The 26441-nt window shown below is 39.3% G+C and carries 22 protein-coding genes; 14 read left to right on the forward strand and 8 right to left on the reverse strand.

What is annotated here, in order from left to right:
• The first annotated feature begins 198 nt into the window (after nt 1–198).
• The 11 genes from dnaG to ACJJVZ_RS18040 all read left to right on the forward strand — a co-directional run bounded on the left by dnaG (nt 199) and on the right by ACJJVZ_RS18040 (nt 14486).
• On the forward strand, nt 199–1950 hold the full coding sequence (gene dnaG / locus ACJJVZ_RS17990; RefSeq protein WP_077536875.1) for a DNA primase: 1752 nt from the start codon (nt 199–201) through the stop codon (nt 1948–1950).
• A gap of 389 nt (nt 1951–2339) precedes the next feature.
• Complete coding sequence (rpoD, locus tag ACJJVZ_RS17995; RefSeq protein ID WP_077536874.1) at nt 2340–4187, forward strand: RNA polymerase sigma factor RpoD; 1848 nt, start codon at nt 2340–2342, stop codon at nt 4185–4187.
• 67 nt (nt 4188–4254) lie between these two features.
• Nucleotides 4255–5136, forward strand: coding sequence for a 50S ribosomal protein L11 methyltransferase (prmA, locus tag ACJJVZ_RS18000; RefSeq protein WP_405602464.1), 882 nt, complete (start codon nt 4255–4257; stop codon nt 5134–5136).
• Nucleotides 5137–5417: 281 nt separating this feature from the next.
• Complete coding sequence (gene dusB / locus ACJJVZ_RS18005) at nt 5418–6389, forward strand: tRNA dihydrouridine synthase DusB (protein WP_171037543.1); 972 nt, start codon at nt 5418–5420, stop codon at nt 6387–6389.
• A 19-nt stretch (nt 6390–6408) separates the two neighbouring features.
• Nucleotides 6409–6699 carry a DNA-binding transcriptional regulator Fis gene (gene fis, locus ACJJVZ_RS18010; RefSeq protein WP_002957804.1) on the forward strand — a complete coding sequence of 97 codons (291 nt, stop codon included), beginning with the start codon at nt 6409–6411 and terminating at the stop codon, nt 6697–6699.
• Nucleotides 6700–6890: 191 nt separating this feature from the next.
• Nucleotides 6891–8477: a bifunctional phosphoribosylaminoimidazolecarboxamide formyltransferase/IMP cyclohydrolase gene (purH, locus tag ACJJVZ_RS18015; protein WP_405602467.1), complete on the forward strand. Its 1587-nt coding sequence runs from the start codon at nt 6891–6893 to the stop codon at nt 8475–8477.
• Between the two features lie 106 nt (nt 8478–8583).
• Nucleotides 8584–9405, forward strand: a complete 822-nt coding sequence (locus ACJJVZ_RS18020) for a class I SAM-dependent methyltransferase (protein ID WP_193155040.1) — start codon at nt 8584–8586, stop codon at nt 9403–9405.
• Nucleotides 9406–9420: 15 nt separating this feature from the next.
• Nucleotides 9421–10704, forward strand: coding sequence for a phosphoribosylamine--glycine ligase (purD, locus tag ACJJVZ_RS18025; protein WP_193154918.1), 1284 nt, complete (start codon nt 9421–9423; stop codon nt 10702–10704).
• A 115-nt stretch (nt 10705–10819) separates the two neighbouring features.
• Nucleotides 10820–13360 (forward strand): EAL domain-containing protein, encoded by a 2541-nt coding sequence (locus ACJJVZ_RS18030; protein ID WP_405602470.1) that lies wholly within the window; start codon nt 10820–10822, stop codon nt 13358–13360.
• Nucleotides 13361–13382: 22 nt separating this feature from the next.
• Nucleotides 13383–14192, forward strand: coding sequence for a DUF2797 domain-containing protein (locus ACJJVZ_RS18035; RefSeq protein ID WP_405602473.1), 810 nt, complete (start codon nt 13383–13385; stop codon nt 14190–14192).
• A complete protein-coding gene (locus ACJJVZ_RS18040) occupies nt 14193–14486 on the forward strand; it encodes a DUF4144 family protein (protein WP_077536866.1) in 294 nt (97 codons plus the stop codon). It begins immediately after the preceding gene.
• A gap of 12 nt (nt 14487–14498) precedes the next feature.
• On the opposite strand, the gene ACJJVZ_RS18045 is transcribed toward ACJJVZ_RS18040, so the two are convergent.
• The 6 genes from ACJJVZ_RS18045 to ACJJVZ_RS18070 all read right to left on the reverse strand — a co-directional run bounded on the left by ACJJVZ_RS18045 (nt 14499) and on the right by ACJJVZ_RS18070 (nt 19866).
• Nucleotides 14499–15416, reverse strand: coding sequence for a histone deacetylase family protein (locus tag ACJJVZ_RS18045; protein ID WP_405602475.1), 918 nt, complete (start codon nt 15414–15416; stop codon nt 14499–14501).
• A gap of 89 nt (nt 15417–15505) precedes the next feature.
• The gene (locus tag ACJJVZ_RS18050; RefSeq protein ID WP_405602478.1) at nt 15506–17047 is read right to left on the reverse strand and encodes a serine hydrolase; all 1542 of its coding nucleotides are present in this window, start codon (nt 17045–17047) and stop codon (nt 15506–15508) included.
• A gap of 14 nt (nt 17048–17061) precedes the next feature.
• Complete coding sequence (locus ACJJVZ_RS18055; protein WP_138586627.1) at nt 17062–17556, reverse strand: gamma-glutamylcyclotransferase family protein; 495 nt, start codon at nt 17554–17556, stop codon at nt 17062–17064.
• 226 nt (nt 17557–17782) lie between these two features.
• On the reverse strand, nt 17783–18409 hold the full coding sequence (locus ACJJVZ_RS18060) for a LysE family translocator (protein ID WP_138586870.1): 627 nt from the start codon (nt 18407–18409) through the stop codon (nt 17783–17785).
• 11 nt (nt 18410–18420) lie between these two features.
• A complete protein-coding gene (locus ACJJVZ_RS18065; RefSeq protein WP_077536861.1) occupies nt 18421–19194 on the reverse strand; it encodes a hypothetical protein in 774 nt (257 codons plus the stop codon).
• Nucleotides 19195–19383: 189 nt separating this feature from the next.
• Nucleotides 19384–19866 (reverse strand): CreA family protein, encoded by a 483-nt coding sequence (locus ACJJVZ_RS18070; RefSeq protein ID WP_077536860.1) that lies wholly within the window; start codon nt 19864–19866, stop codon nt 19384–19386.
• Nucleotides 19867–20072: 206 nt separating this feature from the next.
• Between ACJJVZ_RS18070 and ACJJVZ_RS18075 the strand changes: the two genes are divergently transcribed.
• Nucleotides 20073–20402 (forward strand): 5-carboxymethyl-2-hydroxymuconate Delta-isomerase, encoded by a 330-nt coding sequence (locus ACJJVZ_RS18075; protein ID WP_077536859.1) that lies wholly within the window; start codon nt 20073–20075, stop codon nt 20400–20402.
• A gap of 271 nt (nt 20403–20673) precedes the next feature.
• Here ACJJVZ_RS18075 and ACJJVZ_RS18080 read toward each other — a convergent pair whose 3' ends face one another.
• On the reverse strand, nt 20674–21531 hold the full coding sequence (locus tag ACJJVZ_RS18080; RefSeq protein ID WP_193154923.1) for a PA4780 family RIO1-like protein kinase: 858 nt from the start codon (nt 21529–21531) through the stop codon (nt 20674–20676).
• Nucleotides 21532–22289: 758 nt separating this feature from the next.
• Here ACJJVZ_RS18080 and ACJJVZ_RS18085 point away from each other — a divergent pair.
• Both ACJJVZ_RS18085 and ACJJVZ_RS18090 read left to right on the forward strand, forming a co-directional pair.
• The gene (locus ACJJVZ_RS18085; RefSeq protein WP_405602482.1) at nt 22290–24044 is read left to right on the forward strand and encodes a hypothetical protein; all 1755 of its coding nucleotides are present in this window, start codon (nt 22290–22292) and stop codon (nt 24042–24044) included.
• Between the two features lie 855 nt (nt 24045–24899).
• Nucleotides 24900–26216, forward strand: a complete 1317-nt coding sequence (locus ACJJVZ_RS18090; RefSeq protein ID WP_405602484.1) for a tyrosine-type recombinase/integrase — start codon at nt 24900–24902, stop codon at nt 26214–26216.
• 54 nt (nt 26217–26270) lie between these two features.
• Here the strand turns inward: ACJJVZ_RS18090 and ACJJVZ_RS18095 are convergent, their stop codons facing one another.
• Entirely contained in the window at nt 26271–26438 is a 168-nt protein-coding gene (locus tag ACJJVZ_RS18095) for a hypothetical protein (RefSeq protein WP_290191677.1), read from the reverse strand.
• Between the last annotated feature and the right edge of the window lie 3 nt (nt 26439–26441).

Below are 26441 nucleotides of genomic sequence, written 5' to 3' on the forward strand. Positions count from 1 at the left end.
TGCTCGGTTTCTTTGTTTTTAGCTTTGATAAAAATGCATCAATTTTACCACTTTAAAATGAAATTATTGATAGCTTCCCTATTTATTTAGCTATCATTTTGGTAAGTTAAAGCATGTTATATCTTGCATCAAGCAAGTATAAAAAAGTAAATTTCATATTCGTTATTCTTCTTATTATTTCAGGACTGTATTTTACTAATGGCTGGAAAGATCCCACGTAACTTTATAGATGATTTACTTGCCAGAACCGATATTGTCGACCTGATAGACTCAAAAGTAGGTCTAAAAAAAGCAGGTAAGGATTATCAAGCTTGTTGCCCATTTCATAACGAAAAATCCCCATCGTTCACTGTATCGCAAGATAAACAGTTTTATCATTGCTTTGGCTGTGGTGCTAACGGGAACGCTATTTCGTTTGTGATGGAATATGAAAAACTTGAATTTGTTGATGCTATTGAAGAAATAGCCAGCATGCTTAATTTAGAAGTACCTCGAGAACAAGGCACAAATTCAGCGCCAGAACGTACCGCAGCGCAAAAACGCTCTGACTACGATTTAATGCTCCATACAGCGCGCTTTTATCAGCATCAATTAAAACACCACAGCAATTCGGCGGCAGTCATTGACTATGTTAAAGGCCGTGGTTTAAGCGGTGCAATAGTTAAGAAATTTATGATTGGTTACGCCCCGAGTGAATGGGATGGTTTATGCCTTCAACTTGGTCGCAATAAAGATCAAAAAGAACAATTGGTTGAGCTAAAGCTCGCTTCAGAAAAAACACCAGGCAGACAGTTTGATTTTTTTCGCGATCGTTTAATGTTCCCAATCCGCGATAAACGCGGACGTGTGGTTGCGTTTGGTGGTCGTGTAATGCAAGCAGACCAAGGCCCTAAATATCTAAACTCGCCCGAAACCCGAATTTTTCATAAAGGTTTTGAGTTATATGGTTTATACGAGGCAAAACAAGCCCATAAAAAGTTAGACCATGTGCTTATTGTTGAAGGCTATATGGATGTGGTGGCGCTTGCTGAGCAAGGGATAGAATACGCTGTAGCCGCACTTGGTACTGCAACAACAAGCGAGCACATGCACACCCTTTTTAGAACAACGGATAAAGTTATTTGTTGTTACGATGGCGACCGTGCAGGCCGTGATGCTGCTTGGCGAGCACTTGAAAATGCACTCCCTTATTTGAATGATGGAAAAGCCTTAAACTTTGCTTTTTTACCCGATGGTGAAGACCCTGATTCCTTAGTGCAAAAGGAAGGTAAAGAACTGTTTGAACAACGCTTAAGTGAAGCTGATGACTTCACTAAAGTATTGTTTAATAAATTAAGCCAAGAAATAGATTTAACGCTTGATTCAGGTAAAGCAAAACTACTGAGCGCTGCACTGCCACTCATCGAAAAAATACCCAGTGAGTTTTACCAAGAAAATATTCTTGAACAACTCGGTCGTTTAATTGGTCGAACACGCGAGCAGCTTAATAATCGCTTAAAAACACCTAAGCAGCAGCATTCTATTGAGCGAAAATTTAAAATAACACCGATGCGCCAAGCCATTGGAATTTTAATTCAACACCCACAACTAGCTAAAAGTATTCCTTATTTGCCCGACTTAGCGCAAATGAATATCGCTGGTATCGGCCTACTGTTGCGCTTACAAGAACAAGCATTAGAAAAAGAAAACATTACCACCGCACAGCTGCTTGAATTTTTCAGAGGAACTGAAGACTATGAGCCACTAATTAAGCTCACAATGTGGCAACATGAGATAAATGAAGAGCGTTTAGAGACTGTTTTTAAAAATACTTTTAAATTTATTGAAGATCAGTGTTTAAATTATCGACTAGAGACCTTATTAATAAAGGACAAGACACAAGGTCTCAATAGCGACGAAAGACTTGAATGTCATTTGTTAATGACAGCGTTAAAAGCTACTAACAGTTAGGGTCTGTTTATCTTTCGAGGTTAAGTTTACAGCAGTGTGTTTGATATTTAGACAAGGCAGAGCCTATGTAGTGTGGTTATTTCACATAAATAGGCGATAACGCAGCATAAATGCCAAACACGCGCTGCCCTTTGGGTTCGACCCAAGGGAGGTTTACTCTTTGTTGCTCGGTTTTTACTTAGCCCACTAGGTTACAAACCTCGCGCCGCGATTAAACCACCCTTGGATTGAATAAACTTTAATCCTGAAAGACCAACAGACCCTAGTCAGATTTGATTTAGGCTGTTATACTGTGCTATTCACTGCGTCACATTATTCTAGTTAGCTTAATGCAAACTACATGATGGCGCCTGTTGTATCAACTTATCAGAGTGGAAGAAACAATCTCTATGGATCCAACTCCTCAGTCACAATTAAAACTTCTGATTCAAAAGGGTAAAGAGCAAGGCTACTTAACTTTTGCAGAAGTAAATGATCACCTTCCACAAGACATTATAGACTCAGATCAAGTAGAAGATATCATAAGCATGATTAATGACATGGGTATCAAGGTTAGCGAAAACGCGCCTGATGCTGATGAATTAATGATGCAAGAAACAACGACAGACGAAGACGCAGCTGAAGCTGCCGCTGCAGCCCTTGCGACTGTAGAAAAAGAAATCGGCCGTACTACAGACCCTGTGCGCATGTATATGCGTGAAATGGGTACTGTTGAACTTCTGACACGTGAGGGCGAGATTGTTATCGCTAAACGTATTGAAGAAGGTATCAATCAAGTACAAATTTCTGTTGCTGAATATCCTGAAGCGATAACTTACCTACTTGAACAGTGGGATAAGTTTGAAGCCGAAGAAATGCGTTTAAGCGATATTATCGTCGGCTTCATTGATCCTAATGAAGATGAAGCGCCAATTTCGGCAACTAACATTGGTTCAGAATTAAGCGCTAAACAGCTTGATGATGATAAAGATGATAAAGACGATATTGATGGCGACGATGAAGATGAAGAAGAAGTAGACACAGGGCCAGATCCTGAAGAAGCGCGCATTCATTTTGAAAACTTACGTGATCTATACAATAAAGCACGTGATACATTTGAAGCTAAAGGTCGTTCGCATCCTGAATCACAAGCTGCCATATTTGAAATCGGTGAGCTTTTCAGGACCTTTAAATTAATACCTAAACAGTTTGATCGCATGGTAAATAACATGCGTGAAATGATGGACAGAGTTCGCGTTCAAGAACGTCTTATCATGAAGCAAGCTGTTCAAATTGCTAAATTACCAAAGAAAACATTCGTTAAGCATTTTGCTAACAACGAAACAGACGCTTCTTGGGTTGATTTAGAAATTTCAGGTAACGAAAAGTATTCAGCTAAACTTGAAGAAGTTAAGCCAGAAATCATTCGTAGCATTAATAAATTATCTGTTATTGAACAAACAACAGGTTTAAGCATTGAGCGTATTAAAGACATTAACCGTCGAATGAGCATTGGTGAAGCGAAAGCCCGCCGTGCGAAAAAAGAAATGGTTGAAGCTAACTTACGTCTTGTAATCTCAATTGCTAAAAAATACACAAACCGTGGCTTACAATTCTTGGATTTAATTCAAGAAGGTAACATTGGTCTGATGAAAGCGGTTGATAAGTTTGAATATCGCCGTGGTTATAAGTTCTCTACTTATGCTACGTGGTGGATACGTCAAGCAATTACTCGTTCTATTGCTGACCAAGCAAGAACAATCCGTATTCCAGTACATATGATTGAAACGATTAATAAACTTAACCGTATCTCTCGTCAAATGTTACAAGAAATGGGTCGTGAGCCAAATCCAGAAGAATTAGCAGAACGCATGATGATGCCTGAGGATAAAATCCGTAAGGTACTTAAGATTGCTAAAGAGCCAATTTCAATGGAAACACCAATCGGTGATGATGAAGATTCTCACTTAGGTGATTTTATCGAAGATACAACTATTGATTCGCCAATCGATTCGGCAACAATGGAGTCGCTTCGTGGCGCAACTAACGATGTACTTGCAGGCCTAACAGCTCGTGAAGCGAAAGTACTGCGTATGCGTTTTGGTATTGATATGAATACCGACCACACCTTAGAAGAAGTAGGTAAACAGTTTGACGTAACACGTGAACGTATTCGTCAAATAGAAGCGAAAGCGCTGCGTAAATTACGCCACCCTTCTCGCTCAGATTTACTGAAAAGCTTTTTAGACGCTAAATAATTTAGCGCTACTATATAAACTAAAAAGGCCGCTATAGCGGCCTTTTTTCTATTTGAAGGAAATAACCATGGCTTGGATCCAAATTCGAATTAATGCCAATGCTGCAACAGCTGATGCCGTAAGCGACCTATTAATGGAAGCGGGTAGCGCTTCAGTAACCTTTATTGACGCAAAAGACACCCCTATTTACGAACCAAAAATTGGCACTGTTGTATTTTGGGCTGATACCACAGTTATTGGCTTGTTCGAAGCTAATCACGATATGAACGCAGTCGTTGCATTATTAAAACGTCATGAGGAGCTGAAAGACAATTTAGTTTATAAAATTGAGCAGCTTGAGGATAAAGACTGGGAACGTGAATGGATGGATAACTTCCACCCAATTCAATTTGGTGAAAAACTGTGGATTTGTCCAAGCTGGCGCGACATTCCAGATCCTGATGCAGTAAATGTACTACTTGATCCGGGCCTTGCTTTTGGCACGGGTACACATGCAACAACAGCGCTGTGCCTCAAATGGTTAGAAAGCCAAGATCTAACAGGTAAAACAGTGGTAGATTTTGGCTGTGGCTCAGGCATTTTAGGCATAGCTGCTATAAAACTAGGCGCAGAGCGCATGATTGGGATTGATATTGACCCACAAGCACTCGAAGCAAGCCTAGATAATGCTAACCGTAATGGGGTGGCTGACAAACTTGAAGTATACCTGCCTGAAAACCAGCCGGAATTTAGCGCCGACATTGTTGTGGCAAATATATTAGCGCAGCCGCTACGAGAATTACACAGTGTCATTTTAGGCTTATTAAAGCCAGGCGGAAAAATTGCCATGTCAGGCATTTTAGAAGAGCAAGCACAATCAGTTGCTGATATTTACGCGCCTTTTATTGAACTTGATAATATTGCTGTTGAAGGTGACTGGACACGCGTCAGTGGTACCAAAAAAGTGTAATTCACTTAAAACATGAATTTAGAGTATTAACTCAAAACGCTCATGTAAAGCCTGTATTTAACAGGCTTTACTATTTTTTTACATAATAAAAAATAAACCTATTTTATAGTAAAAACAAAATCAGCTTAAATTTCACACAAATAAACCGCTTCGTCATACGGTTATCAAATGTCAATACGAAAAGTGCAAAAAAAAGTCACTTTTGTTCAATTTATAGCCTTTGATTTTTGCTAAAAAAACCGTAAACTTAGCGCCCCTTGAAAAGAGGCCTATTGAATATAGTGCGTATCGGTAAATACCAACTTGAGAATAATGTAATTGTTGCGCCAATGGCGGGCATTACAGACAGACCATTTAGACAACTTTGTCGTCGCTTAGGCGCTGGGCTTGCTGTGTCTGAAATGTTATCGTCTAATCCTAGGGTTTGGAAAACAGAAAAGTCGATGAACCGTATGGATCACAGCGGTGAATCGGGTATACGTGCTGTGCAAATTGCAGGAGCAGATCCTGAGCTTATGGCGCAGGCCGCACAATTCAATGTTGCTAACGGTGCACAGATCATAGATATCAATATGGGGTGCCCAGCAAAAAAAGTGAACAAGAAACTCGCAGGCTCTGCTTTATTACAGTTTCCTGAACTTGTGGAAGAGATTATTGACGCAGTTGTTAATGCTGTTGATATACCTGTGACACTTAAAATCCGTACAGGATGGGATCCGGATAACCGTAATGGTGTAGAGATTGCGAGAATAGCTGAACGTTATGGCATTGCATCACTTGCTGTACATGGGCGTACGCGCGCATGTATGTATAAAGGTGATGCTGAGTACGCCACGATTAGGGATATAAAACGTTCAGTGTCGATCCCTGTTGTTGCCAATGGTGATATTACATCACCTGAAAAAGCAAAACAGGTTTTAGACTATACGGGTGCAGATGCCATTATGATTGGTCGAGCCGCCCAAGGTCGCCCTTGGATATTTAGGGAGATAGACCACTATTTGCGAACTGGTGAACATATGCAGCCACCTGCTATTGCAGAGGTACGCAGCATTTTAATGGAGCATTTAACAAACCTCCATATGTTTTACGGTGAACCAATGGGCGCACGAATTGCTCGCAAACATGTATCTTGGTATTTGCAAACCCATGACAGTGATGGTCAGTTTAGGCGAGTATTTAATGCGCTCGACAACCCACAGGCACAGGTCGTCGCATTAGAGCAATACTTTAAAACACTAGCAGCTAACTAAGAAAGAAAGAGACTTAATAATGTTCGAACAAAACGTGACTTCTCCATTTATCACTAACCCTCATGTTCAGTCACACGAGAAACCGCAGCCATTGCGTGATGCAGTAAAAAAAGCTGTTCACCACTATTTAAAACAGCTTAACGGTCAAGATGTGCAAGACGTTTACGACCTTGTTCTTTCAGAGCTAGAAGCGCCATTACTTGAAGAAGTAATGACATACACACGTGGTAATCAAACACGTGCAGCAATTTTACTAGGTATCAACCGTGGTACTTTACGTAAAAAGCTAAAAAAATACGGCATGAACTAATATGCTGGCTGTGATTTACCACAGCTAATTATTAAAAAAGCACCTTAGGGTGCTTTTTTTATGCCTACAACTTATTAACCAAATTGCAAAATGCTCACGCTTATTAAGCCTTTATAAGTCGTTTTTTGAGTAGTAATCAGTTAAAATGCCCGCTTCTAAGCTAGCTCATTAACTGAGGAAATCAAACTACAATGGATATTCATCGTCCCATTCGTCGCGCACTATTAAGTGTGTCTGATAAAACCGGTATTGTTGAATTTGCCCGCGCACTAGAAGCGCAAGGCGTTGATATATTGTCAACTGGCGGCACATGCAAACTACTTGCTGATAACGACATAAAAGTGACTGAAGTGTCAGATCACACAGGCCACCCTGAAATCATGGATGGTCGCGTAAAAACTCTTCACCCTAAAATTCACGGCGGCATATTAGCCCGTCGCGGACAAGATGAAAGCGTAATGGCAGAGAACGACATTTCTGCTATCGACATAGTTGTAGTTAACTTATACCCCTTTGCGAATACTGTCGCTCAAGAAAACTGCAGCCTTGAAGATGCCATTGAAAATATTGATATTGGCGGCCCTACAATGGTTCGTGCAGCCGCTAAAAACCACAAAGATGTAACAATTGTGGTAAACGCGAGCGACTACGACCGTCTTATTAGTGAAATGCAAAACAACAATGGTTCTACTACGTATAAGACCCGTTTTGATTTAGCGATTGCCGCATACGAGCACACAGCTCAATACGATGGCATGATTGCTAACTACTTTGGTAAAATGGTTCCTGATTACACCGAGGAAGCTGCTGTAGAGACTAAATTCCCACGTACTATCAATATGCAGTTCACTAAAAAGCAAGATATGCGTTACGGTGAAAACTCACATCAAGATGCTGCTTTTTATGTTGAAAATGACATTGCTGAAGCATCAGTTGCAACAGCCACTCAATTGCAAGGTAAAGCCCTTTCGTTTAACAATATTGCAGATACCGATGCTGCACTTGAATGTGTTAAAGAATTTGATGTACCAGCGTGCGTAATTGTAAAACATGCTAACCCGTGTGGTGTTTCAATTGGGAGCAATATTCTACAAGCATACGAGCGCGCTTTTAAAACAGACCCTACATCTGCGTTTGGTGGCATTATTGCCTTTAACCGAGAGCTAGATGCTGCAACTGCACAAGCAATTGTTGACCGTCAATTTGTTGAAGTAATTATCGCACCTAGTATTTCGAGCGACGCTGCAAAAATTGTTGAAGCTAAAAAGAACGTTCGCTTATTAGAATGTGGACAGTGGACAGGTAAAGCCGCTGGCCAAGATATTAAACGTGTTAACGGCGGCATTTTAGTTCAAGATCGCGATTTAGGCATGGTAACGCAAGGCGACTTAAAAGTTGTTTCTAAGCGCCAGCCTACAGAGCAAGAACTTAAAGATTTACTGTTTTGCTGGAAAGTCGCTAAGTTTGTTAAATCAAACGCGATTGTTTATGCCCGTGACGGCATGACTATTGGTGTAGGTGCAGGCCAAATGAGTCGCGTATACTCAGCTAAAATTGCAGGCATTAAAGCCGCTGATGAAAACCTTGAAGTTAAAGGTTCAGTTATGGCGTCTGACGCGTTCTTCCCATTCCGTGATGGAATTGACGCAGCAGCAGCCGCTGGTATTACTGCGGTAATTCAGCCTGGTGGCTCAATGCGCGATGAAGAAGTAATTGCTGCCGCAGATGAAGCTGGTATGGCAATGGTACTTACTGGTATGCGCCATTTCCGCCACTAATCACACAAAGGGTTAAACGTTGGTTTAGCCCTTTTTGTTTGCTATAAATTCACGTATTCTGACTATTCAATAACCTATTTAAAATTATAATGTGAAGGAACAGATGATGAAATTTGCGCTAAAATCGCTACTTGTAGCCACACTAACTATGACTTCGACTATGGCACTTAGCCATAACCACGAATCGAGCCTTGAGCACTCACTAAAATCAAGTGAGCGCAGTACTAAAAACAGTGCTCGTGACGAATATCGCCATCCAGCTCAAACACTGGCATTTTTTGGCTTTAAACCAACAATGACCGTTGTTGAAATTGCACCTGGCGGTGGTTGGTATAGTGAAATTTTAGCGCCAGCACTAAAAGAGCAAGGCACTTATTATGCTGCGCATTTTCCTGCTGATTCATCAGTTGGCTACTACCAACGCTCTCTTGCGGGCTTTAAGCAAAAAGTAGCTGACGATGAGCGTTTTAATAGCGTTAAAATTACTGAGTTTGCGCCTGTAACACATTTAGATATTGCGCCAGCTGGCAGTGCCGATATGGTTTTAACATTTCGTAATGTACATAACTGGTACATGGGCAAAGATAAAAGCGGAGCATTAAGTGCATTCCAAGCTTTTTATAAAGCCCTTAAACCAGGTGGCACATTAGGTTTAGTTGAGCACCGTTTAGCTGAAGAGCGCGCTGACGAAGATCAAAAAACGTCAGGTTATATGAAGCAGAGCTACGTAGTAGAGCTTGCAAAACAAGCAGGGTTTGAATTAGTAGCAAGCAGTGAAATAAATGCAAATCCAAAAGATACAGCCGATCACCCTAAAGGGGTATGGACGCTACCACCAAGCTTAAGACTCGGCGAACAAGATGCTGATAAATATAAAGCCATTGGTGAAAGCGACCGCATGACGCTGAAATTTAAGAAACCGCTTTAAATAGGAATTTTCGCCATGAATGTTTTAGTCATTGGCAGCGGCGGCCGCGAACACGCGCTTGCGTTCAAAGCCGCTCAAAACATCAAAGTAAACACTGTATTTGTAGCACCTGGTAATGCAGGCACTGCACTTGAACCTAAACTTGAAAACGTAGCAATCAACGTTGACGACTTAGAGGGTTTACTTAGTTTTGCACAGCAAAATAAAGTAGAGCTTACAATTGTAGGTCCAGAAATACCGTTAGTACTGGGTGTTGTTGATAAGTTTCGTGAACATAACATGGCTATTTTTGGCCCTACTGCGGGCGCAGCTCAGCTCGAAGGCTCTAAATCGTTTACTAAAGACTTTTTAGCACGTCATAAAATCCCGACAGGCGACTATCAAACGTTTGAACAAATTGACCCTGCTCTTGCTTATTTAAAAGAAAAAGGCGCGCCAATAGTTGTAAAAGCAGATGGTTTGGCTGCGGGTAAAGGCGTAATTGTAGCCATGGACGAGCGTGAAGCTGAAGATGCTATTCGCGATATGCTTGCGGGTAATGCGTTTGGTGATGCGGGAAGCCGTGTTGTTATTGAAGAATTTTTAGACGGTGAAGAAGCCTCTTTCATAGTTATGGTTGATGGCAAAAACGTATTACCCTTTGCTACCAGTCAGGACCATAAACGCGCTTACAATGGCGATGCGGGTCCTAATACGGGTGGCATGGGTGCATACTCACCTGCGCCTGTTGTTACTGATGAAATCCACCAGCGTATTATGAACGAAGTGATCACCCCTACAGTAGAAGGCATGGCAAGCGAAGGCCATCCGTACACAGGTTTTTTATACGCAGGTTTGATGATTGACGAAACAGGCACTCCTAAAGTAATTGAGTACAATTGTCGCTTTGGCGATCCTGAAACTCAACCAATGATGCTACGTTTGCAGTCAGATCTTGTTGAATTGATTGAAGCAGCTAACCGTGTAGAACTTGATAAAACAACGATTGAGTTTGACTCACGCGCAGCCGTTGGCGTCGTACTTGCCGCTAAAGGTTATCCTAGTGATTATCCAAAAGGTGATGTTATTTCGGGGCTGCAAGTTGATTACCCCGCAGGCGAAAAAGTATTTCATGCCGGTACTAAGCAAAATGGCAGTGACGTTGTAACCGCAGGCGGTCGCGTATTATGCGCAACAGCACTCGGTAATACAGTTACAGAAGCGCAGCAACGCGCCTATGAGCTTGTTAAACAAATTAGCTGGGATGGTATGGAATATCGTACAGATATTGCTTATCGTGCCATTGCCCGCGAGCAATAGGCTTCCCACGAGTAAAACTTATTGGTGTAATGAGTTAATTAAACTAAAAAAGCGCAGCTTACCTGCGCTTTTTTAGTGCTACACTATTTAAAAGGTCTTTAAAAGTGCGCAAATATTGGAACTAAGAACTTTACGCTACAATGCAATTGCTGTTGCCATTCTGATATTTATATTTTTTATTATCAGTACATTGACATCAAACCTTGTAATGCCTACTCGATATACAATTGATAAAACGGCACCGGTGTACCTCGATTATGCGTATTACATTGATGAGAAAAAAACACTTACACTTAACGATATAGTGAGCCAACCAAATCTTCTTATTCATGATTCATTCTCTGAAATACCTTGGAGCTTTGCACAGCAAAATTATTGGCTATTTCTTGACTTAGAAAATAAGAGCTTAAAAAAAGAAAATATAGTTGCTCATTTTGACAATCCTATGGTCGATCACCTCACTATATATCACCTAACAAAAAACAATGAAATTATTAATACTTTCAGGCTCGGCGATAAGGAAGAGTTACTTTCATTATTTCAATACAGCGTACCGCATATTCGTTTTTCGTTAGATAGTAGAACATCACAACGATTGGTTCTAAAAATAGACACTATCGGTATAAGTAAAACGCCTGTTAACTTATATCGTGACAAAGAATTTATCGATTTAGTGCGTTCGCAAACGGGTATTTGGGGGATTTTTGTGGGCGTTTTGCTGATGGCAGCGCTTTATAACTTGGTTCTTTATTTTGGCATAAAAGACCGTGTTTACCTCATTTATATTGGTTATATTATTAGTGCAATAACCATGATGGGAGCAGTACTGGGCTTTGGTTTCTACTTATGGCCTTTAGAGTGGCAATTATTTATTCACGAAAAAGTTATATTTACTAACTACGCGATCTCTTTTTTTACACTGTCTTTTTGCATTATGTTTTTACGCTACCACAAAGATAAGTGCTGGCGTTATAAGATGGGCATATCGTTACTTTACGCTATGTTTATATTAGCAATAAGTAGCTTATTCATTCCTGAGAACATATCAGCACCCATCTTCTTTTGCGTGATGGGCGTGCTTTATCTTGTCTGTGTTATTTTAATTTATAAAAAACTACGTACTGGATTTAGATGGGCTAAGTTTTACGTGCTTTCGTGGATACCTTTAATATTTGGTGCTGCAATACAGCCAATGGAGCTCACTGGACTTTTATCTTATAGCTTTACTACACGCCATGCTTTTTTAGTCGCCATACTATGTGAAGTGATATTGATGGCAATGGCATTAGCCGATCGAGTGCGTTATCAACGTGAACGAGCACTCTACCACGCCACACACACTCAACAAACTAAGCTACTTAATAGCTCAAAGCTAAAACACGCATTTATGGCATTACAAGGCCAAGAACGCTCTACCACTTTGTGTTTAATAAAAATACGTCACTTCAATTCGCTCAATACCATTATTACCCCTTCTCAAGGTTATGCACTGGCAAAACATATAGCGAAACAGCTTGAACTCGAATTAAGCCACGAACGTCAATTTGTAATCCTTGAAACAAATTTAAATACAAGCCCTCGATTGGCTGATCTGAATAGCGGTGTATTTGCCTGTATTTCAACTAAAACACAAAATCAAGAAACCTTAGAAGCGCTACTGATAAAGATAATTAATAATCTGCCTAAGCAATATGAAATTAAAGGGCTTAACCTGCAACTTAATTACAGTATAGGCATTAGCTCTGCTGCTCAAAATAACGATTTTGAATATTGGTTAAAGCGTGGTTATTTGGCACTTAAAAACGCCAAAAACAGCCCAAACCAAATAGGTTCATCCTCAAGCAGCAATAACCTCATGATGGATGTATCTTTAGCGGCCAAATTGCAACAAGCAATAAATAATAATCAACTCGCACTGTACTATCAGCCACAAGTTAACTTATTTGATAACCAAGTAAGTGGGGCTGAAGCTTTATTACGCTGGCCCGATCCTGCATTTAGCAGTTTATCTATAGAAGAGCTAATTACTCTTGCCGAACACACTGGGATTATTAACGAGTTAACTCTATGGGTTATCGAGCAGGCCTGTAAAGATATTGTTGAGCTTACAAAAAATGGCTACCCTGAACACACCATAAGCGTAAACCTAAGCGCTAAAAATTTAGCTATCAATAATTTAGCTGAAAAAGTAGAAAACATTTTAATTAAATATCAAATACCTGCACGTTTACTTAAATTTGAGCTGACCGAATCAGCTTTTGTAGATAGTCAAGATGCCCTCATTAAATTGGTTGATGACCTAGGCGCATTGGGTATTAAAGTGGTTTTAGATGACTTTGGTACGGGTTACGCGTCATTGAGTTATTTAATTAATTATCACTTTAGTGAACTAAAAATAGATAAATCATTTGTTTTTGACCTACCTAACAACCCAACTCATCAGGTTATTGTACAAACTGCCATTGATATGGCGCACAACTTGGGCTTATCAATCACTATAGAAGGCGTTGAAACCCAAGAAATTCATCATCTACTTAAAGACATGAACGCTAACTACGCTCAAGGTTATTTATATGCCAAAGCGCTGCCTTACACCGATTATTTACATTTCTTAAAAAGCCAATATAGCTTAAAAATGTTAGACTCCTCTTTTTAACATCTTTAGGGGCCAAGTAAAGATGCAAGGCACACTGCGTAAATTAAAATCGAGCTTAACCGAACCAGTACAGTACCACTTACCCGTAGGTGAGCACTTAGTAGACTTAAACGCACTAATAGGCAAAGAGCTTACACTTACCTTTAGCGGCACTATTTTGTGTTCTAGCTGCGGTAAAAAAACTAAAAAAAGCTATTCTCAAGGTCACTGTTTTGTCTGTATGCGCAAGCTCGCTAGCTGCGATATGTGCATTATGAAACCAGAAACCTGTCATTACGATCAAGGTACGTGCCGAGAGCCACAGTGGGGCGAAGAAAACTGCATGATCCCGCACTATGTATATCTTGCCAATACCTCAGGACTCAAAGTCGGTATTACTCGTCATACACAAATACCTACCCGCTGGGTTGATCAAGGTGCAACTCAAGCATTGCCTATTTTCAAAGTACAAACTCGCCTGCAATCAGGTTTAGTTGAAGTGGCACTGGCTGAATTTATTGCTGATAAAACCAATTGGCGCAATATGTTGAAAGGCCAAAACGAAGCACTTGATTTAAAAGCAGCAGCGGCTGAGTTAATTCCACAAATTAGCGAAAAACTCAACGAACTAAGCGAGTTATTTGGTGCAACAGCAATAGAGCAATTAGATGAAGATGTGGTTAATTTAGGCTTTCCAGTCACCGAATACCCAACAAAAATCAGCTCATTTAACTTTGATAAAGACCCCGTTGTAAGTGGTGTATTACAGGGTATTAAAGGCCAGTACTTAATTTTCGAAAAAGGCGTTATTAACATTCGTAAATTTACGTCTTACGAAGTAACGGTAGGCTAAATGCTTAATCAATTTCCACAGTTGCTTATTGTTTATAATGAGCTTGAAATAGCGCACACACAAAAAGAGCGTGAAGAGCACTTGCACAGCGTTACAACAAACGATTTAGCTGATGTGGTTATACTTAATAAATGTGGTGAGTACTGCACTTTAGACAATACACCGCGAGAGCCGTTAAGCGCAGAGCAACTTGCTGTAATCACAACAAGTTACTTATTAAATGAAGGGCATTGTTGTTTAAGTAAAATAACGACCCTGACCGTTGAGCAGGCATTTAACTTACTTGAGCTATAAAACGCAGCACAATTAAATCTCAGTAAGCACTTTTATATGCGCTACAGCACTTCTACCCAACGCTGATAGCGCATAGCCACCTTCAAGATACGATATAACCCCTTTACAGCCACTTTCTTTTGTTACTTCACATAATTGCTCGGTAAGCCAAATGTAGTCATCTTCAACAAACTTTAGGCTTGCCATATCATCTTCTAAGTGAGCATCAAACCCTGCGCTGATAAAAAGTAATTCGGGTTTAAACGCCTTTAATTTTGGCAGCCATTGTTGAGTAAACACGTCTTTTAAATCGTCGCCATTACTGGCTATTGGCAGCGGTGAATTAACTATGTGATTATTATTTTTTACTGCCGTATTAGGGTAAAAAGGATGCTGAAATAACGAACAAAGCAACACATTTTCATCATCGATAAAAATATCTTGTGTGCCATTACCGTGGTGTACATCAAAGTCAGCAATCGCAATGCGCTTAACTCCTTTGCTTTGTGCATACTTAACGGCAATAGCTAAGTTATTAAACACACAAAATCCTGAGGATGACTCTCTATTAGCATGATGACCTGGTGGGCGCACCGAACAAAAAGCGGCATCTAGCTTATCCGCAAGTATTTCATCAACCGCAAACACCCCTGCACCTACTGCACGCTCAATTGCTTTAAACGAATCAGGGCATAACCAAGTATCACCATCTAAATTAGCGAGCCCCTCGATTGGGAGTGTGGTTTCTACGTGTTTAACAAGTGCTTCGTCATGGGCAAGTAAATAATGCTCTCGCGCTGCTTTAGGAGCTTGCAAATGCGTTAAGCCGACATCTACACCACTGGCAAGTAATCGGTCGGTTATAGCATCTAGACGCTCAGGGCACTCGGGGTGGTCGTCTATCATTTTATGCTTACGGCAATGAGGATGAGAAATAACAGCGGTACGCATAAAAAGTCCCTTACAAGGTGTAAAAACTTAATATAGCAAAGCCACCGACGAGTGGCTTTGCGACTTTGGTGTATAGCGAGATTAAATTACTATTTTGCTTTTAGCTGTAGGTTTCTAAAGTCAAAGCTAAAATCAGTAACCGCTGTTGATACTGCGCGCATTTTAGCGCCGTTAACTCTATTTTTTGTGTCCATATCAAAAGTTATGAACGCATCAGCTTCTAGCAATTTTTCGTCCCATTTAACAATGAATGTATTGCCCGTGTAATGCTCAAGCGTGCCTTTTAAGCGTTTAGTGTGTGTAAAATCAATCCGTAATTTGCCATCTAACTGCTCAACAATGACGTCGCCATACCAATCATCATGTAATGTTCCCGTGTAATTAATATTTGGTAATTGTGGCTGATAATCAGCGGGCGCTTCTGGGGATGCATTAGCGTACGCTTTTTGTTTTCCTTCAAAGTGTTTTTTAGCTAAGTCTTCAACCCAATCTTTATCTTCAAGGTTAAGTGCGTCTTCTAGCACTTCGTGTGTAACCGCCGAAAGCGCGCTAAAAGCTTGTTGGTTAGATAAAATAACAATACCGAGTTTTTTCTCTGGTAGCAGAGTTACTTGCGATACCATTCCTAAAATACCACCACCGTGACCTAACTTTTTAAAGCCATGGTAGTCTTCAATACTCCAACCTAACCCATAGCCTCTAAATTGCTGATGATATGATTCAAACGCACTTTTAGATGCAATAGACGTAATATGTGGATGCCACATTTGCGTTTGCTGTTGCTCACTAAAGAGCTGCTCGCCATTTGGCATTTTACCGCCTGCTAATTGCGTACGAAGCCATTGGCTCATGTCGCTTACGCTTGATGCAATTGCGCCTGCGCCTCTAAAGTCCTCAAGGTAGTTCACAAAAAATGGATGAAGCATGCCATCCATAGGAATATGGCCTGTTGCCCAGTTAGTGTTACTTTTTGGAATACGTGAAAAGCCGGCGCGTGAATTATCCATATGCAGTGGCTGTAAAATGTTTTTTTCGATGTAATCGTTCCAGCTCATACCCGATACACGTGCAACCACTTCGCCTGCGGTAACAAACATCAAATTGTTATAAGCATATTTACTACGAAAGCTGCTCGCAGGTTTTAAATATTTTAATCCAGCTAAAATTTCATCAACGGGCTTATCCGTGCTTGGCCAAATCATTAAATCGCCTTGCCCAAGCCCGAGCCCACTGCGATGGCTTAATAAATCACGAATACGCATTTCGCGTGTTACATATGAGTCGTACAACCTAAATTCTGGTAAGCGGTCAATAACGCGGTCGTCCCAACTTAATTTACCTTCATCAACCAGCTTAGCCAGTGCAGCGGAAGTAAACGCTTTCGTGTTTGAAGCAATACCAAATAAGGTATCTTTATTTACTTTTTTATTGGTCTCAAGATTAACGACACCAAAGCCTTTAGCAAATATCACTTTATCGTTTTCAACGATAGCCACCGCCATTCCAGGCACGTCAAAACGTGCCATTGACGCCTTGATCACGTTATCAATTTTGTCGGTGTCTACTTGTGCCGAGCTATTAAAGGCAGTGCCTACTAATAAAGCAATTGTGGCTAGTTGGGTTAATTTCATATCAATCCTATTTATTATTGTTGATGTACGGCAAACTCAAGGGCTGCGCGTGCTTGATTGGTATCGCTTTTTTGTGGACGATTTAATATAGCATCACTGTATGCTTTTGGTACGCCGGCTTCAAGTGCTCCGCGATGAACATGCTTTATGTACCAGTCATATGGGAGCACATCGCTGTCGTGCGTATTTGCTATATAACAATGTGCGTTTATTGTTTCACCTGTTAATAGCGTTGGGGTTATATCTACGCAGTCGTAGCCGGCGCCTTCAATGCCATCTAAAATGATTTTTTCGGCATCACTAATCTCATAAATAACACCATAAACTAGTTCATCTTTTTTAGCGCTTGGGCAAATACTGCACTTACCTGAGCCATCTTTAAATAACATGTCAAACGTAAGTTCATATCCTTTAAGAACCGCTGTTCCAACTCGTTTAGCATTAGGTAAACGCGCTAATAAACGATTAGATGACATATTAGAGCCAAACGAAAAATTATAGAGCGGCATGTTATCTCCTGCGCTTTTTAAATAAGTTAAATAACCTGAACTCTGGATAATAAATCTATCTCAAGCAGCTATTTTCAGCGCTAACTATGTTGAATTTACTTACAATAGGCCCGCTATTGATGCGTAAATTCGCCTTGTTTTCACTGAAAATCTCTGGCTAGAGAAAAATAAATTTAAATATCATTATGATTCAATACATTAGTAAATATCTTAACCAGAGTTCAGGTTAAATAACAACACGTATCGCCAGAGCAATTAAAATAACGCCAATTCCACGGTCAAACCAGTAGCCACGCTGTTGGAAAAACTCTCTTACACTCGCCTTAGAAAGCACCATTGAAAGCATTGAAAACCACGCCCATGTAGCCAGCGCCATGTACACACCGTAACCTACCTGCACGCTAGTCGGTGTGGTTGGGCTAATCACTAGCGTAAATAACGACATAAAAAACAGCGTTGCTTTTGGGTTTAACGCATTTGTTAAAAATCCGCGTCTGAAGGCAAGCCACACTGGTTCTTCTTGAACTATTTTGTTTTCAACCTCATCTTCAGCGCTTGCAGGCGGTTTTGCCGCTTTAAGCGCTTGTACGCCCAAGTAAGCTAAATAGGCACCCGCTACATATTTCAACGCCATAAACAAACTAGGTGATTGCGTTAAAATAAGCGCAACACCTAAAACACAATATGCAATGTGCAGTAAAATAGCAGCGCCAACACCTGCGCTTGTCCACAATGCGTTACGCCGACCTTGTTGAACACTTTGCTTAAGTACTACAGCAAAGTCGGGACCAGGGCTTGCTACAGCAAAAAAATGGGCAATAACAATCAGTAAAAACTCATCTAAGTAATCCACAAGCACCCTTACTAGTTTGGCGAATATGCTAATAGCAGCGGATTAGCCGAGTTATGTACTAATTCTTTAATTTCTTTTTGAGCTTTTTTAAATTGACTGCGCAGATGTGGCTTTAAATGTTTTTTAGAATTTTTATCTTTTTTAAAGTAACTAACAAGTGCATGCATAAACACAGTATGAGTTTCACTTAATTTAGCTTCACGATTAGCGTATGGGTTATAGCACGAGCCGCAACCGCCTTTAAACTGATACACAGTGTTGCTCATCATCACGCCAAACCCTAAAAAACAAGCAAGTGCATCAGCCGCTTGTGGTAAGTATTCTTTACCGCCTGGCGGTAACACGCCAACATGATGAATAAGTATAGTGGCCAATGTACCTGCATAACTTGCCACTAAATCCTGCGGCTGGTTAATCTGATTTGGATTAAAAGAAACGCTCACCATATGGCTCGGTGGCACAATTAAATGGCTGCCTTCGCCACGTATTTTATCGCTAAATTCAAAATGTGGAAAAACCTGTGGTTGTAATTGCTGCGGCGCAACAAGCTGAATCGGCCATGCGCTCATACCCGCGTAATTAGTAACGCGAGTAAAAACATTCGTCGCCATTTCTTCAATACTTGATACCGAATCTGGAAAAAACGCAGCTGTTGGCAATACAATTTGGGTTTGTTTAGTAAAAAACTCAACATCAAAATTTTCGACAGCCCAAATAAACGTATCAATAAGCCATTGCTGCTCTTGCGCTTCTAATAATGGTGCTGATTTAAATAAAGCTAACATAATGTGCTCTTTTAATTTTAGTTTAATACCAATTTTATTAAAAACATGATCATTCTATCGCATTAAATAACTCACTAACTGCGTTGAAAATTATTCATATAGAACAACTATATGTCACAATTTCCGCCTTGTTATTGTGTTATTTTCTTCGCGCTATAATAGATCACTCATTTGATGCAATTGGTATAATTATTCTTGTTCAAGTGCCCAGTCCCACGCTTTGGTGTTATAAAGCGGTACTGTCGATAGCGCATGGTGATGACTACCACTTGATTCTTTAGTTGAATACGATAAATACAATAAAGTACGATTTTTAGCATCGTAAATACGACGTACTTTTAACGATTTAAATAGAATACTTTTAGATGATTTAAATACAACCTCGCCCGATTTACTACGATCAATTGCTTGAAGTTGATCTGCGGTAATCGGTCCGGTTTGACGACACGCAATAGACATATCTGACGGATCAGAAAAATCCAAATCAGCTTCTATATGGCTAATATGGCACGTAACCCCTTTAATGATTGGATCTTGCTGAGAGTTGACTACAACATCTTTAGTCGTAAATAACCCTAGACTTACCGATGCGACATCATCAGAGCAAGCACTTAAGGCAACAACAGCCCCCACAAGTACAGTCAAATGTTTAATTTTTTGTAGTAGTTTCATACATATCCTTAATCAATATATCGACAATTGAGTGCCAACCTAAATAAGCAAGGGTTCACTTATTGGCTTTTATACTAACATCAAAAATTAATACGACTAAATTAGTTTAAAGCAAAGGTTTTAAATAATTCAGGGTTTAGTGAGCCCTGTTGTATTGATACAATTAACCCATGCCCATGCTGTAATACACAATAGGAAACGTCTAAATGCCGCACATTATTATTGAACACTCAGAAGACCTCCCTGTTTTGCCACAAGTTCTGGTAGAAAAAATCCATAGCACCACTTTCGAAAGTGGTTTGTTTGATTTAGAAACCATAAAAACACGTGCCATTGCTTATCAGCAATATCAACTAGGTGCAGGTAAAGAAGGGTTTATTCATATTGCAGCGCATATAATGGCTGGACGTTCCATAGAACAAAAACAAATGTTAAGCGAGCGCTTACTTTCGTGCTTAAAAACCTATTGCAGAGAATCAGACAGCTTAAGCGTAATTATTTATGATATTGAGCATGAGATATATCGTAAAAATTAGTTTGTTATACTCATTCACTTAATTAAGTGTTCTATTTTTTAGGCAGTAAGACGTGTCGATGGCAAGGCAAAAACTTTGTTATTTAGTTGTTCTAAATGAGGAAATTTTAACGCAGTTAGCGCCAAATTTGGCACCTCAAAATGATTAAGTATTATTGCGGATTGGCACTGTACAAAGCACTCTTTGGATCACAGCGTTTAGCTAAACGCTGTGATCCAAAAAAAGTAGAGCAAATTTAAAAAATTAATCCTAAAGCATCAAAAAACCTAGTTTATTCATCATCATCGGAGCCGTTAATACGCTCCAATCGTTCTATTTCTTCTTCTCTGGCCGCTTGAATTTCTTCTAAAACAGAATCAACGTCAGCATTTTCACTATCGTCTTCAAACTCGCCAGTAAGTATAGAATTAGGTGTTAAATTAGCTTCTTCAAATAACGCCCACATTTCTTTAGCGTATTGTGTATGTAACAAAGCCGGTGCAAATTCACCGTAATAACGGCGCATATTATTTACATCTCTGGCAAACATAGCCTCAGCACTATTGTTTGCAGAGGCATTAACCGCTTGCGGTAAATCTATAATAACGGGCCCTTTATCATCAACTAAAACATTAAATTCAGATAAATCACCATGTATAATGCCCGCACACAACATCAACATAATGTAGTGCATCATTAACTTATGTTGTGCAATCGCTTCTTCTTGCGTCAACGTTACATGGCCAAGTTGAGGTGCAACATCGCCAGCATCATCAGAAACCAACTCCATAATTAGCACGCCATCCATACAACAATATGTTTCTGGAACTCGTACACCCGCATTAGCTAAACGTGATAAGGCATCAATTTCAGCATTTTGCCAAATCTCTTCCTCTAACTGTCGACCATAGCTTGAACGCTTCCCCATAGCACGGGCTTGGCGACCACCACGAACTTTTCGCCCTTCTTGGTACTGGGCTGCTTTTTTAAAACTACGTTTAACAGCATCTTTATAAACTTTGGCGCAACGAATATGCTCGCCACAGCGAACAACAAAAACATCGGCTTCTTTGCCGCTCATTAATCGGCTGATAACCTCATCAATTAAACCATCATCAACGAGAGGTTGTAGGCGTTTTGGTATTTTCACAGGTTCCCTGCTATATAGAATTGGTTATTAATCATTATTGTATCGAGTATGCTCTATGTATTTAAGTGTGACTCAAACAGGATATCATCTTTGAGAATTTAAGAAATAATTAACAGTAAAAGTGATTCAAAAAATTATTACATAACAATCTGTTTATTATAAAACTAAGACAGATTTAGGACTGAAAAAAATAGTTTTGTTAATTAACCTCAACTCTGGATAATAAATCTATCCCGAGCAGCTATTCTCAGCGCTAACTGCGTTGAATTTACTGCAATAGGCCCGCTATTGACGTGTAAATTCGCCTTGTTTTCACTGAAAATATCTGGCTAGAGAAAATAAATTTAAATATCACTATAATTCAATGCGTTAGTAAATCTCTTAACCAGATCTCAGGTTAATTATTTAAGATTAACTTTCACCTCAAAATTTGTGTCAAATTTAATCATCAACATCAATACGTCTTAGCTGTAAAGTTTATATCTTGTTAGGGCGTGTTGGCCTTTGTGGATTAAAATTCATTCAATCTAGGGGCGATTTAATCGCGCCGTGAGGTTTGTAACCTAGTGGGCTCGGTAACTGCTCCTGCGTTATCGCCTATTTATGGTGAGCAACCACACATCATAGGCTCTGTCTTACTTAAACACCAAACACACTGCTGCAAATTCAACCACCAAGGATTAATACGCTCTAGGTTAAAGTTTTAAATTTACTGACCGATACATAGGCTAATATAAATTCAGAGTTAAGGAATGATTATGATTAATATATTTAATGGAATGCCGAGTTCAATTGCAAAAATGACGCAAGCAAACAGTAATTCAGAGTACGCACTCACGGATGAATTGCAAAGTATTGCACCAGAAATAACAGAAGAACTCCTTAGCAAATTCAGCCAAGAAAAAGTTGAGCAGCTACTGCATCAAGAGCTTTCTAAATTAATACCTCAATCGACTCAACAAGCGTCTTCCACGTATAAACTGTCTAATGAAGAACTTACCACCAAAACAATATTCACCAATTACCAAGAAGGCTTAACGCAAAATAAAAACAGTGATGATCTACTCGCTTATCTAGATAAATCAGTACGAGATGTAAATACAGCCTATACCAATACAAGTGATATTTTACTTGGGCTTGGGCAATTAGGTCATGAGCAAAAATCCTTTCTAGCCAAAAGTAAAAAAAGCATCGAAGAAACAGTCCAGGCCTATAAGGATGATGTAACGTCTGGATTTGAATTATCAGTAAAAACACAAGAAGGTGACATTGTTCGCATCTCTATTGATTACTCAAAGAATGATTCTATAGAAAAAAGTGAAACGATTCTTAACTATGAAGTTGAAGGCGATTTATCCGAAGCTGAGCATAAGGCACTCACCGAAGTGCTTTCTGGAGTCGGTAAAATGGCCGATGATTACTTTAGCCTTACAAAAACATCAAAATACGGCGATGACTCTTTAGATAAGATTGACATGACTTTTTTAGCCGATTTTAATAGTCAGCAGCTATCAGGCTTTGATGTATCGTTTTCAAAAACACATGATAATAAAGACGATAATAAAAACACTAAGTATGAAAATGATGCTCTTTCTCTTAGTTATAACATTAGTAAAGAGCAACAAGGGCTTGTATTTGAATCATCAAATGGGGCTGAAAAAATAAACTTCGCGTTAGACATGTCTATTTTTGGCAACAAAGATGACCAACAAATGCAGCAATACCTTAGTACTTTAGATAAAAATTTGGAAGATAATCGCCAAAATAGTAAAGGCAATAGTAACGATAATGAATCAATATTTGGTCGCCAAAGTGACATGAACATGCGCAAAGGCTTTGCTTTATTTAAAGACGCTTTTAGTAGCATGTCTACAGCAGCAGAGCAATATAGCAGTATAGAGTCAATTGCCAAGGAACAATTTACTAATGGACAAGACATAGTCGCAGACTTAGTCGATAAAATAATTATAAAGGATCCTCGTAATAAAGATATTAACCAAGAACAAACCAACGCCTTAGGCACTGGTATTTCTAAATTAGCCGATTTTGATGCTAAATTTGAATTTTCTAAAGCTAACAAAACGTCTTCTACGAGTGCTGTTGAATTAAAGCAAAGCACCGAGCTGAATAAATCTGGCAACTCAAATGAAGTTAATCAAAGCAAGACTGCAAATACTCACCTTGATTATCAACTTGATCGGCCAGATCACTACAATAAAAAAGAAGAGTATGAAATCAATGCCGCCGCCCAAAATGGTGAATTAGTTGAAGTAGGACAAAGTAATAAAGTAGATATTGATAAAAAAACCTATCAAAAAAATCCGCTCCTATCTCAATATGAACTGAAAACAAAACTCGCCGAAAAAACAACCAGCGAAAGTAATATTCGCATTATTGATAATGTATTACTTAAAACACTAGAAAATAGCAGTGAGACAAATAAAACTGAGAGAGTGAAAAATGAAGGCAAATTTGAAGATTACAAACAAATCATCACTCTTACAACAAGCTAGTCTCATTAATTGGTGATTTAGATAAGCTAGTAAAGAAGAGTGATACATAATACCAACAGCGTAAGTATTTGAGCAATTTGAAGTAAATGGTCATGCTCATTTTAAAGAACGACTAATAGCGCACTATTTTTTCTAATGGCGGTCATGGGCTTAGACCGAAGTGGTACAGACTGAGCTGCAAAAGTTAGGGATAATTAGGCAAATAGCTCTTGAAACTGCGTCTCAAGACCTAGGTCACTTTAAATCTGAAATTACTTAGATACAAACTCAGCCCGTTAAAAAGCACTTTTGTTTCGTTAAGTCTTGCAAATTTTAAGTCTATTTCCTTTTCTCATTACTATCAAGAAGCTCCTTTTTCCCCTTCAGACTAAGAAAAGCAACTGATGTGGAGTTAGGTTTTACTTTCCTACCTTCGTGCAGAGATTAAATTTCTGGTTTGTGGCTGTAATGCCACTCAGCGTATTACTTTTAAAGTCAGCTTGTAACCTTTGATTCACTTGATAAATCAGTTCCAAATCTATTATTTCTAGGGGGATCACCGTCTGTCTCGTATTCAAAATAGTAAGCTTTAATGTATCTGCTATAGTGAAAGGTAGCACAGGGTAATTTCTGTTAGTAGGTATTTACTTGGAAAGCTTGTAAAAATGGTGGCCCCTCCCAGACTCGAACTGGGGACCTAACGATTATGAGTTGCAAAACAAGGACTTACTACGAGTTACTTTTTGATATAGCTATTTACTAATTTTTATAGTTATATCATGGGGTTATTGAATAAACCCTACCTCTGATGCATAAATCATTATGTATTTCAGAACGTTAAATTTTACGTTCAAAGTAGCACAGAGGTAGCACCATATGTCAGACACAAAATTTCGCTTCACAGAATTGTCGCTTGAAAAGATAGAATCAAACGGTAAACGCACTCGCTATTATGACAATCTATTGTCAGGACTCATTTTAGATGTAGGCGTAGCTGGTAGAAAATCATTTAGAGTTTATAAAAAGATACCAGGGAGAGATACTCCTATTAATGTCACCCTTGGGTACTTTCCATCAATTACACTTGATGATGCAAGGCGAATGGCTCGTAAAGTAATGGCAGATATTGCTGAGGGTATAAACCCGAACGACCTTAAGCGCCAATTTAGAGCAGCTTCAATTACCTTGAAAGAAGCCTTTGATTCATACATCGAATCTAGAGATCTTAAGCCTATAACTGAAAGAGGGTATCAACAAAAAATAGATTGCTACCTATCTGATTGGCATAACAAACGTCTAGCCGATATTAATCAAACAATGATTTTAAAGCGCCAACGAGAAATAACCTCAAGAAGTCCTGCTCAGGCAAATTATACCATGCGCCTAATGCGTGCTTTATTTAACTTTGCTAAAGCTGAATACAAATCTTCTGAAGGTCGCTCATTATTTCCAGAAAACCCTGTAGATGCACTTTCTGAAAAACGAAGCTGGAATAATGTAAAGCGTAAAACAACACGGCTGCGTCGTTCACAACTAAAACCTTTTGTAGATGCATTATATGAAGTTAGAAATGAAGCAGCTAAATATCGTCAAAATACTCGCGTTGGTTTTTGTGATTACCTGGAGTTTTTAACCTTTTCAGGCCTAAGAAGATCAGAGTTACTGCAACTTCCTTGGTCACAAGTACACCTTGAAGATAGGATATTTATTTTAGAAGATACAAAAAATGGCTTAGATGTCGAGTTCCCTATTACAGATCGATTAGCTGAGATATTTAATCGACGAAAAGATTATAAGGTATCTGACTATGTATTTGGTACAAATAGTAAAAAAGGCTACCTAACTGATCCTAAGAAAACGTTAAAACATGTATGCCAAATTGCAGGAGTAAAAATCACTTCGCATGATTTGCGCCGCACATTTACATCAATGGCAGAGAGTAGCGGAGTGTCAGGATACCTCCTTAAACGCCTTCTAAACCATATTACAGATAAAAGTGATGTAACTGCTGGCTATTTAATTTTAACCGCTGAGGAGCTTAAAGAGCCCGCAGAAAAAGTAACAGAAACAATAGCCAAATATGCAGGTTTGATTGAACAAAAGCCTAACGATCAAATGAGTGAAATGAAAAGTCTGTTGGCCAACTTAACTAAGGAACAAAAAGTTGAGCTGATGAGCACTTTGTTAAGTTGATATTTATAAATTTCTTCTAAATCAAAAAAGTCCCTATACGGGACTTTTTATTAATTATCGTTGACCTACAGGTGCTTTGTTTACTACCTGTACTTGAGAGGAAATTGCTCGCTCAATAACTTGATTATAAACTCGCTTTTTCTCACTTGAACTTGAGTCAAGTACAAAGTCTGAAAGCTTAGAATTTTGAGCTTGCTTTGGCTTTAATAAATTTGAAAACATAGG

Source organism: Pseudoalteromonas sp. Ld19 (assembly GCF_045064135.1).
GTDB lineage: Bacteria > Pseudomonadota > Gammaproteobacteria > Enterobacterales > Alteromonadaceae > Pseudoalteromonas > Pseudoalteromonas aliena.

What these genes read in the sequence shown, in the direction of transcription:
- dnaG (WP_077536875.1), top strand. Translation starts at nt 199, where the DNA reads ATGGCTGGAAAGATCCCACGTAACTTTATAGATGATTTACTTGCCAGA.
- rpoD (WP_077536874.1), top strand. Translation starts at nt 2,340, where the DNA reads ATGGATCCAACTCCTCAGTCACAATTAAAACTTCTGATTCAAAAGGGT.
- prmA (WP_405602464.1), top strand. Translation starts at nt 4,255, where the DNA reads ATGGCTTGGATCCAAATTCGAATTAATGCCAATGCTGCAACAGCTGAT.
- fis (WP_002957804.1), top strand. Translation starts at nt 6,409, where the DNA reads ATGTTCGAACAAAACGTGACTTCTCCATTTATCACTAACCCTCATGTT.
- purH (WP_405602467.1), top strand. Translation starts at nt 6,891, where the DNA reads ATGGATATTCATCGTCCCATTCGTCGCGCACTATTAAGTGTGTCTGAT.
- ACJJVZ_RS18020 (WP_193155040.1), top strand. Translation starts at nt 8,584, where the DNA reads ATGAAATTTGCGCTAAAATCGCTACTTGTAGCCACACTAACTATGACT.
- purD (WP_193154918.1), top strand. Translation starts at nt 9,421, where the DNA reads ATGAATGTTTTAGTCATTGGCAGCGGCGGCCGCGAACACGCGCTTGCG.
- ACJJVZ_RS18035 (WP_405602473.1), top strand. Translation starts at nt 13,383, where the DNA reads ATGCAAGGCACACTGCGTAAATTAAAATCGAGCTTAACCGAACCAGTA.
- ACJJVZ_RS18040 (WP_077536866.1), top strand. Translation starts at nt 14,193, where the DNA reads ATGCTTAATCAATTTCCACAGTTGCTTATTGTTTATAATGAGCTTGAA.
- ACJJVZ_RS18045 (WP_405602475.1), bottom strand. Translation starts at nt 15,416, where the DNA reads ATGCGTACCGCTGTTATTTCTCATCCTCATTGCCGTAAGCATAAAATG.
- ACJJVZ_RS18050 (WP_405602478.1), bottom strand. Translation starts at nt 17,047, where the DNA reads ATGAAATTAACCCAACTAGCCACAATTGCTTTATTAGTAGGCACTGCC.
- ACJJVZ_RS18055 (WP_138586627.1), bottom strand. Translation starts at nt 17,556, where the DNA reads ATGCCGCTCTATAATTTTTCGTTTGGCTCTAATATGTCATCTAATCGT.
- ACJJVZ_RS18065 (WP_077536861.1), bottom strand. Translation starts at nt 19,194, where the DNA reads ATGTTAGCTTTATTTAAATCAGCACCATTATTAGAAGCGCAAGAGCAG.
- ACJJVZ_RS18070 (WP_077536860.1), bottom strand. Translation starts at nt 19,866, where the DNA reads ATGAAACTACTACAAAAAATTAAACATTTGACTGTACTTGTGGGGGCT.
- ACJJVZ_RS18075 (WP_077536859.1), top strand. Translation starts at nt 20,073, where the DNA reads ATGCCGCACATTATTATTGAACACTCAGAAGACCTCCCTGTTTTGCCA.
- ACJJVZ_RS18085 (WP_405602482.1), top strand. Translation starts at nt 22,290, where the DNA reads ATGATTAATATATTTAATGGAATGCCGAGTTCAATTGCAAAAATGACG.
- ACJJVZ_RS18090 (WP_405602484.1), top strand. Translation starts at nt 24,900, where the DNA reads ATGTCAGACACAAAATTTCGCTTCACAGAATTGTCGCTTGAAAAGATA.
- ACJJVZ_RS18095 (WP_290191677.1), bottom strand. Translation starts at nt 26,438, where the DNA reads ATGTTTTCAAATTTATTAAAGCCAAAGCAAGCTCAAAATTCTAAGCTT.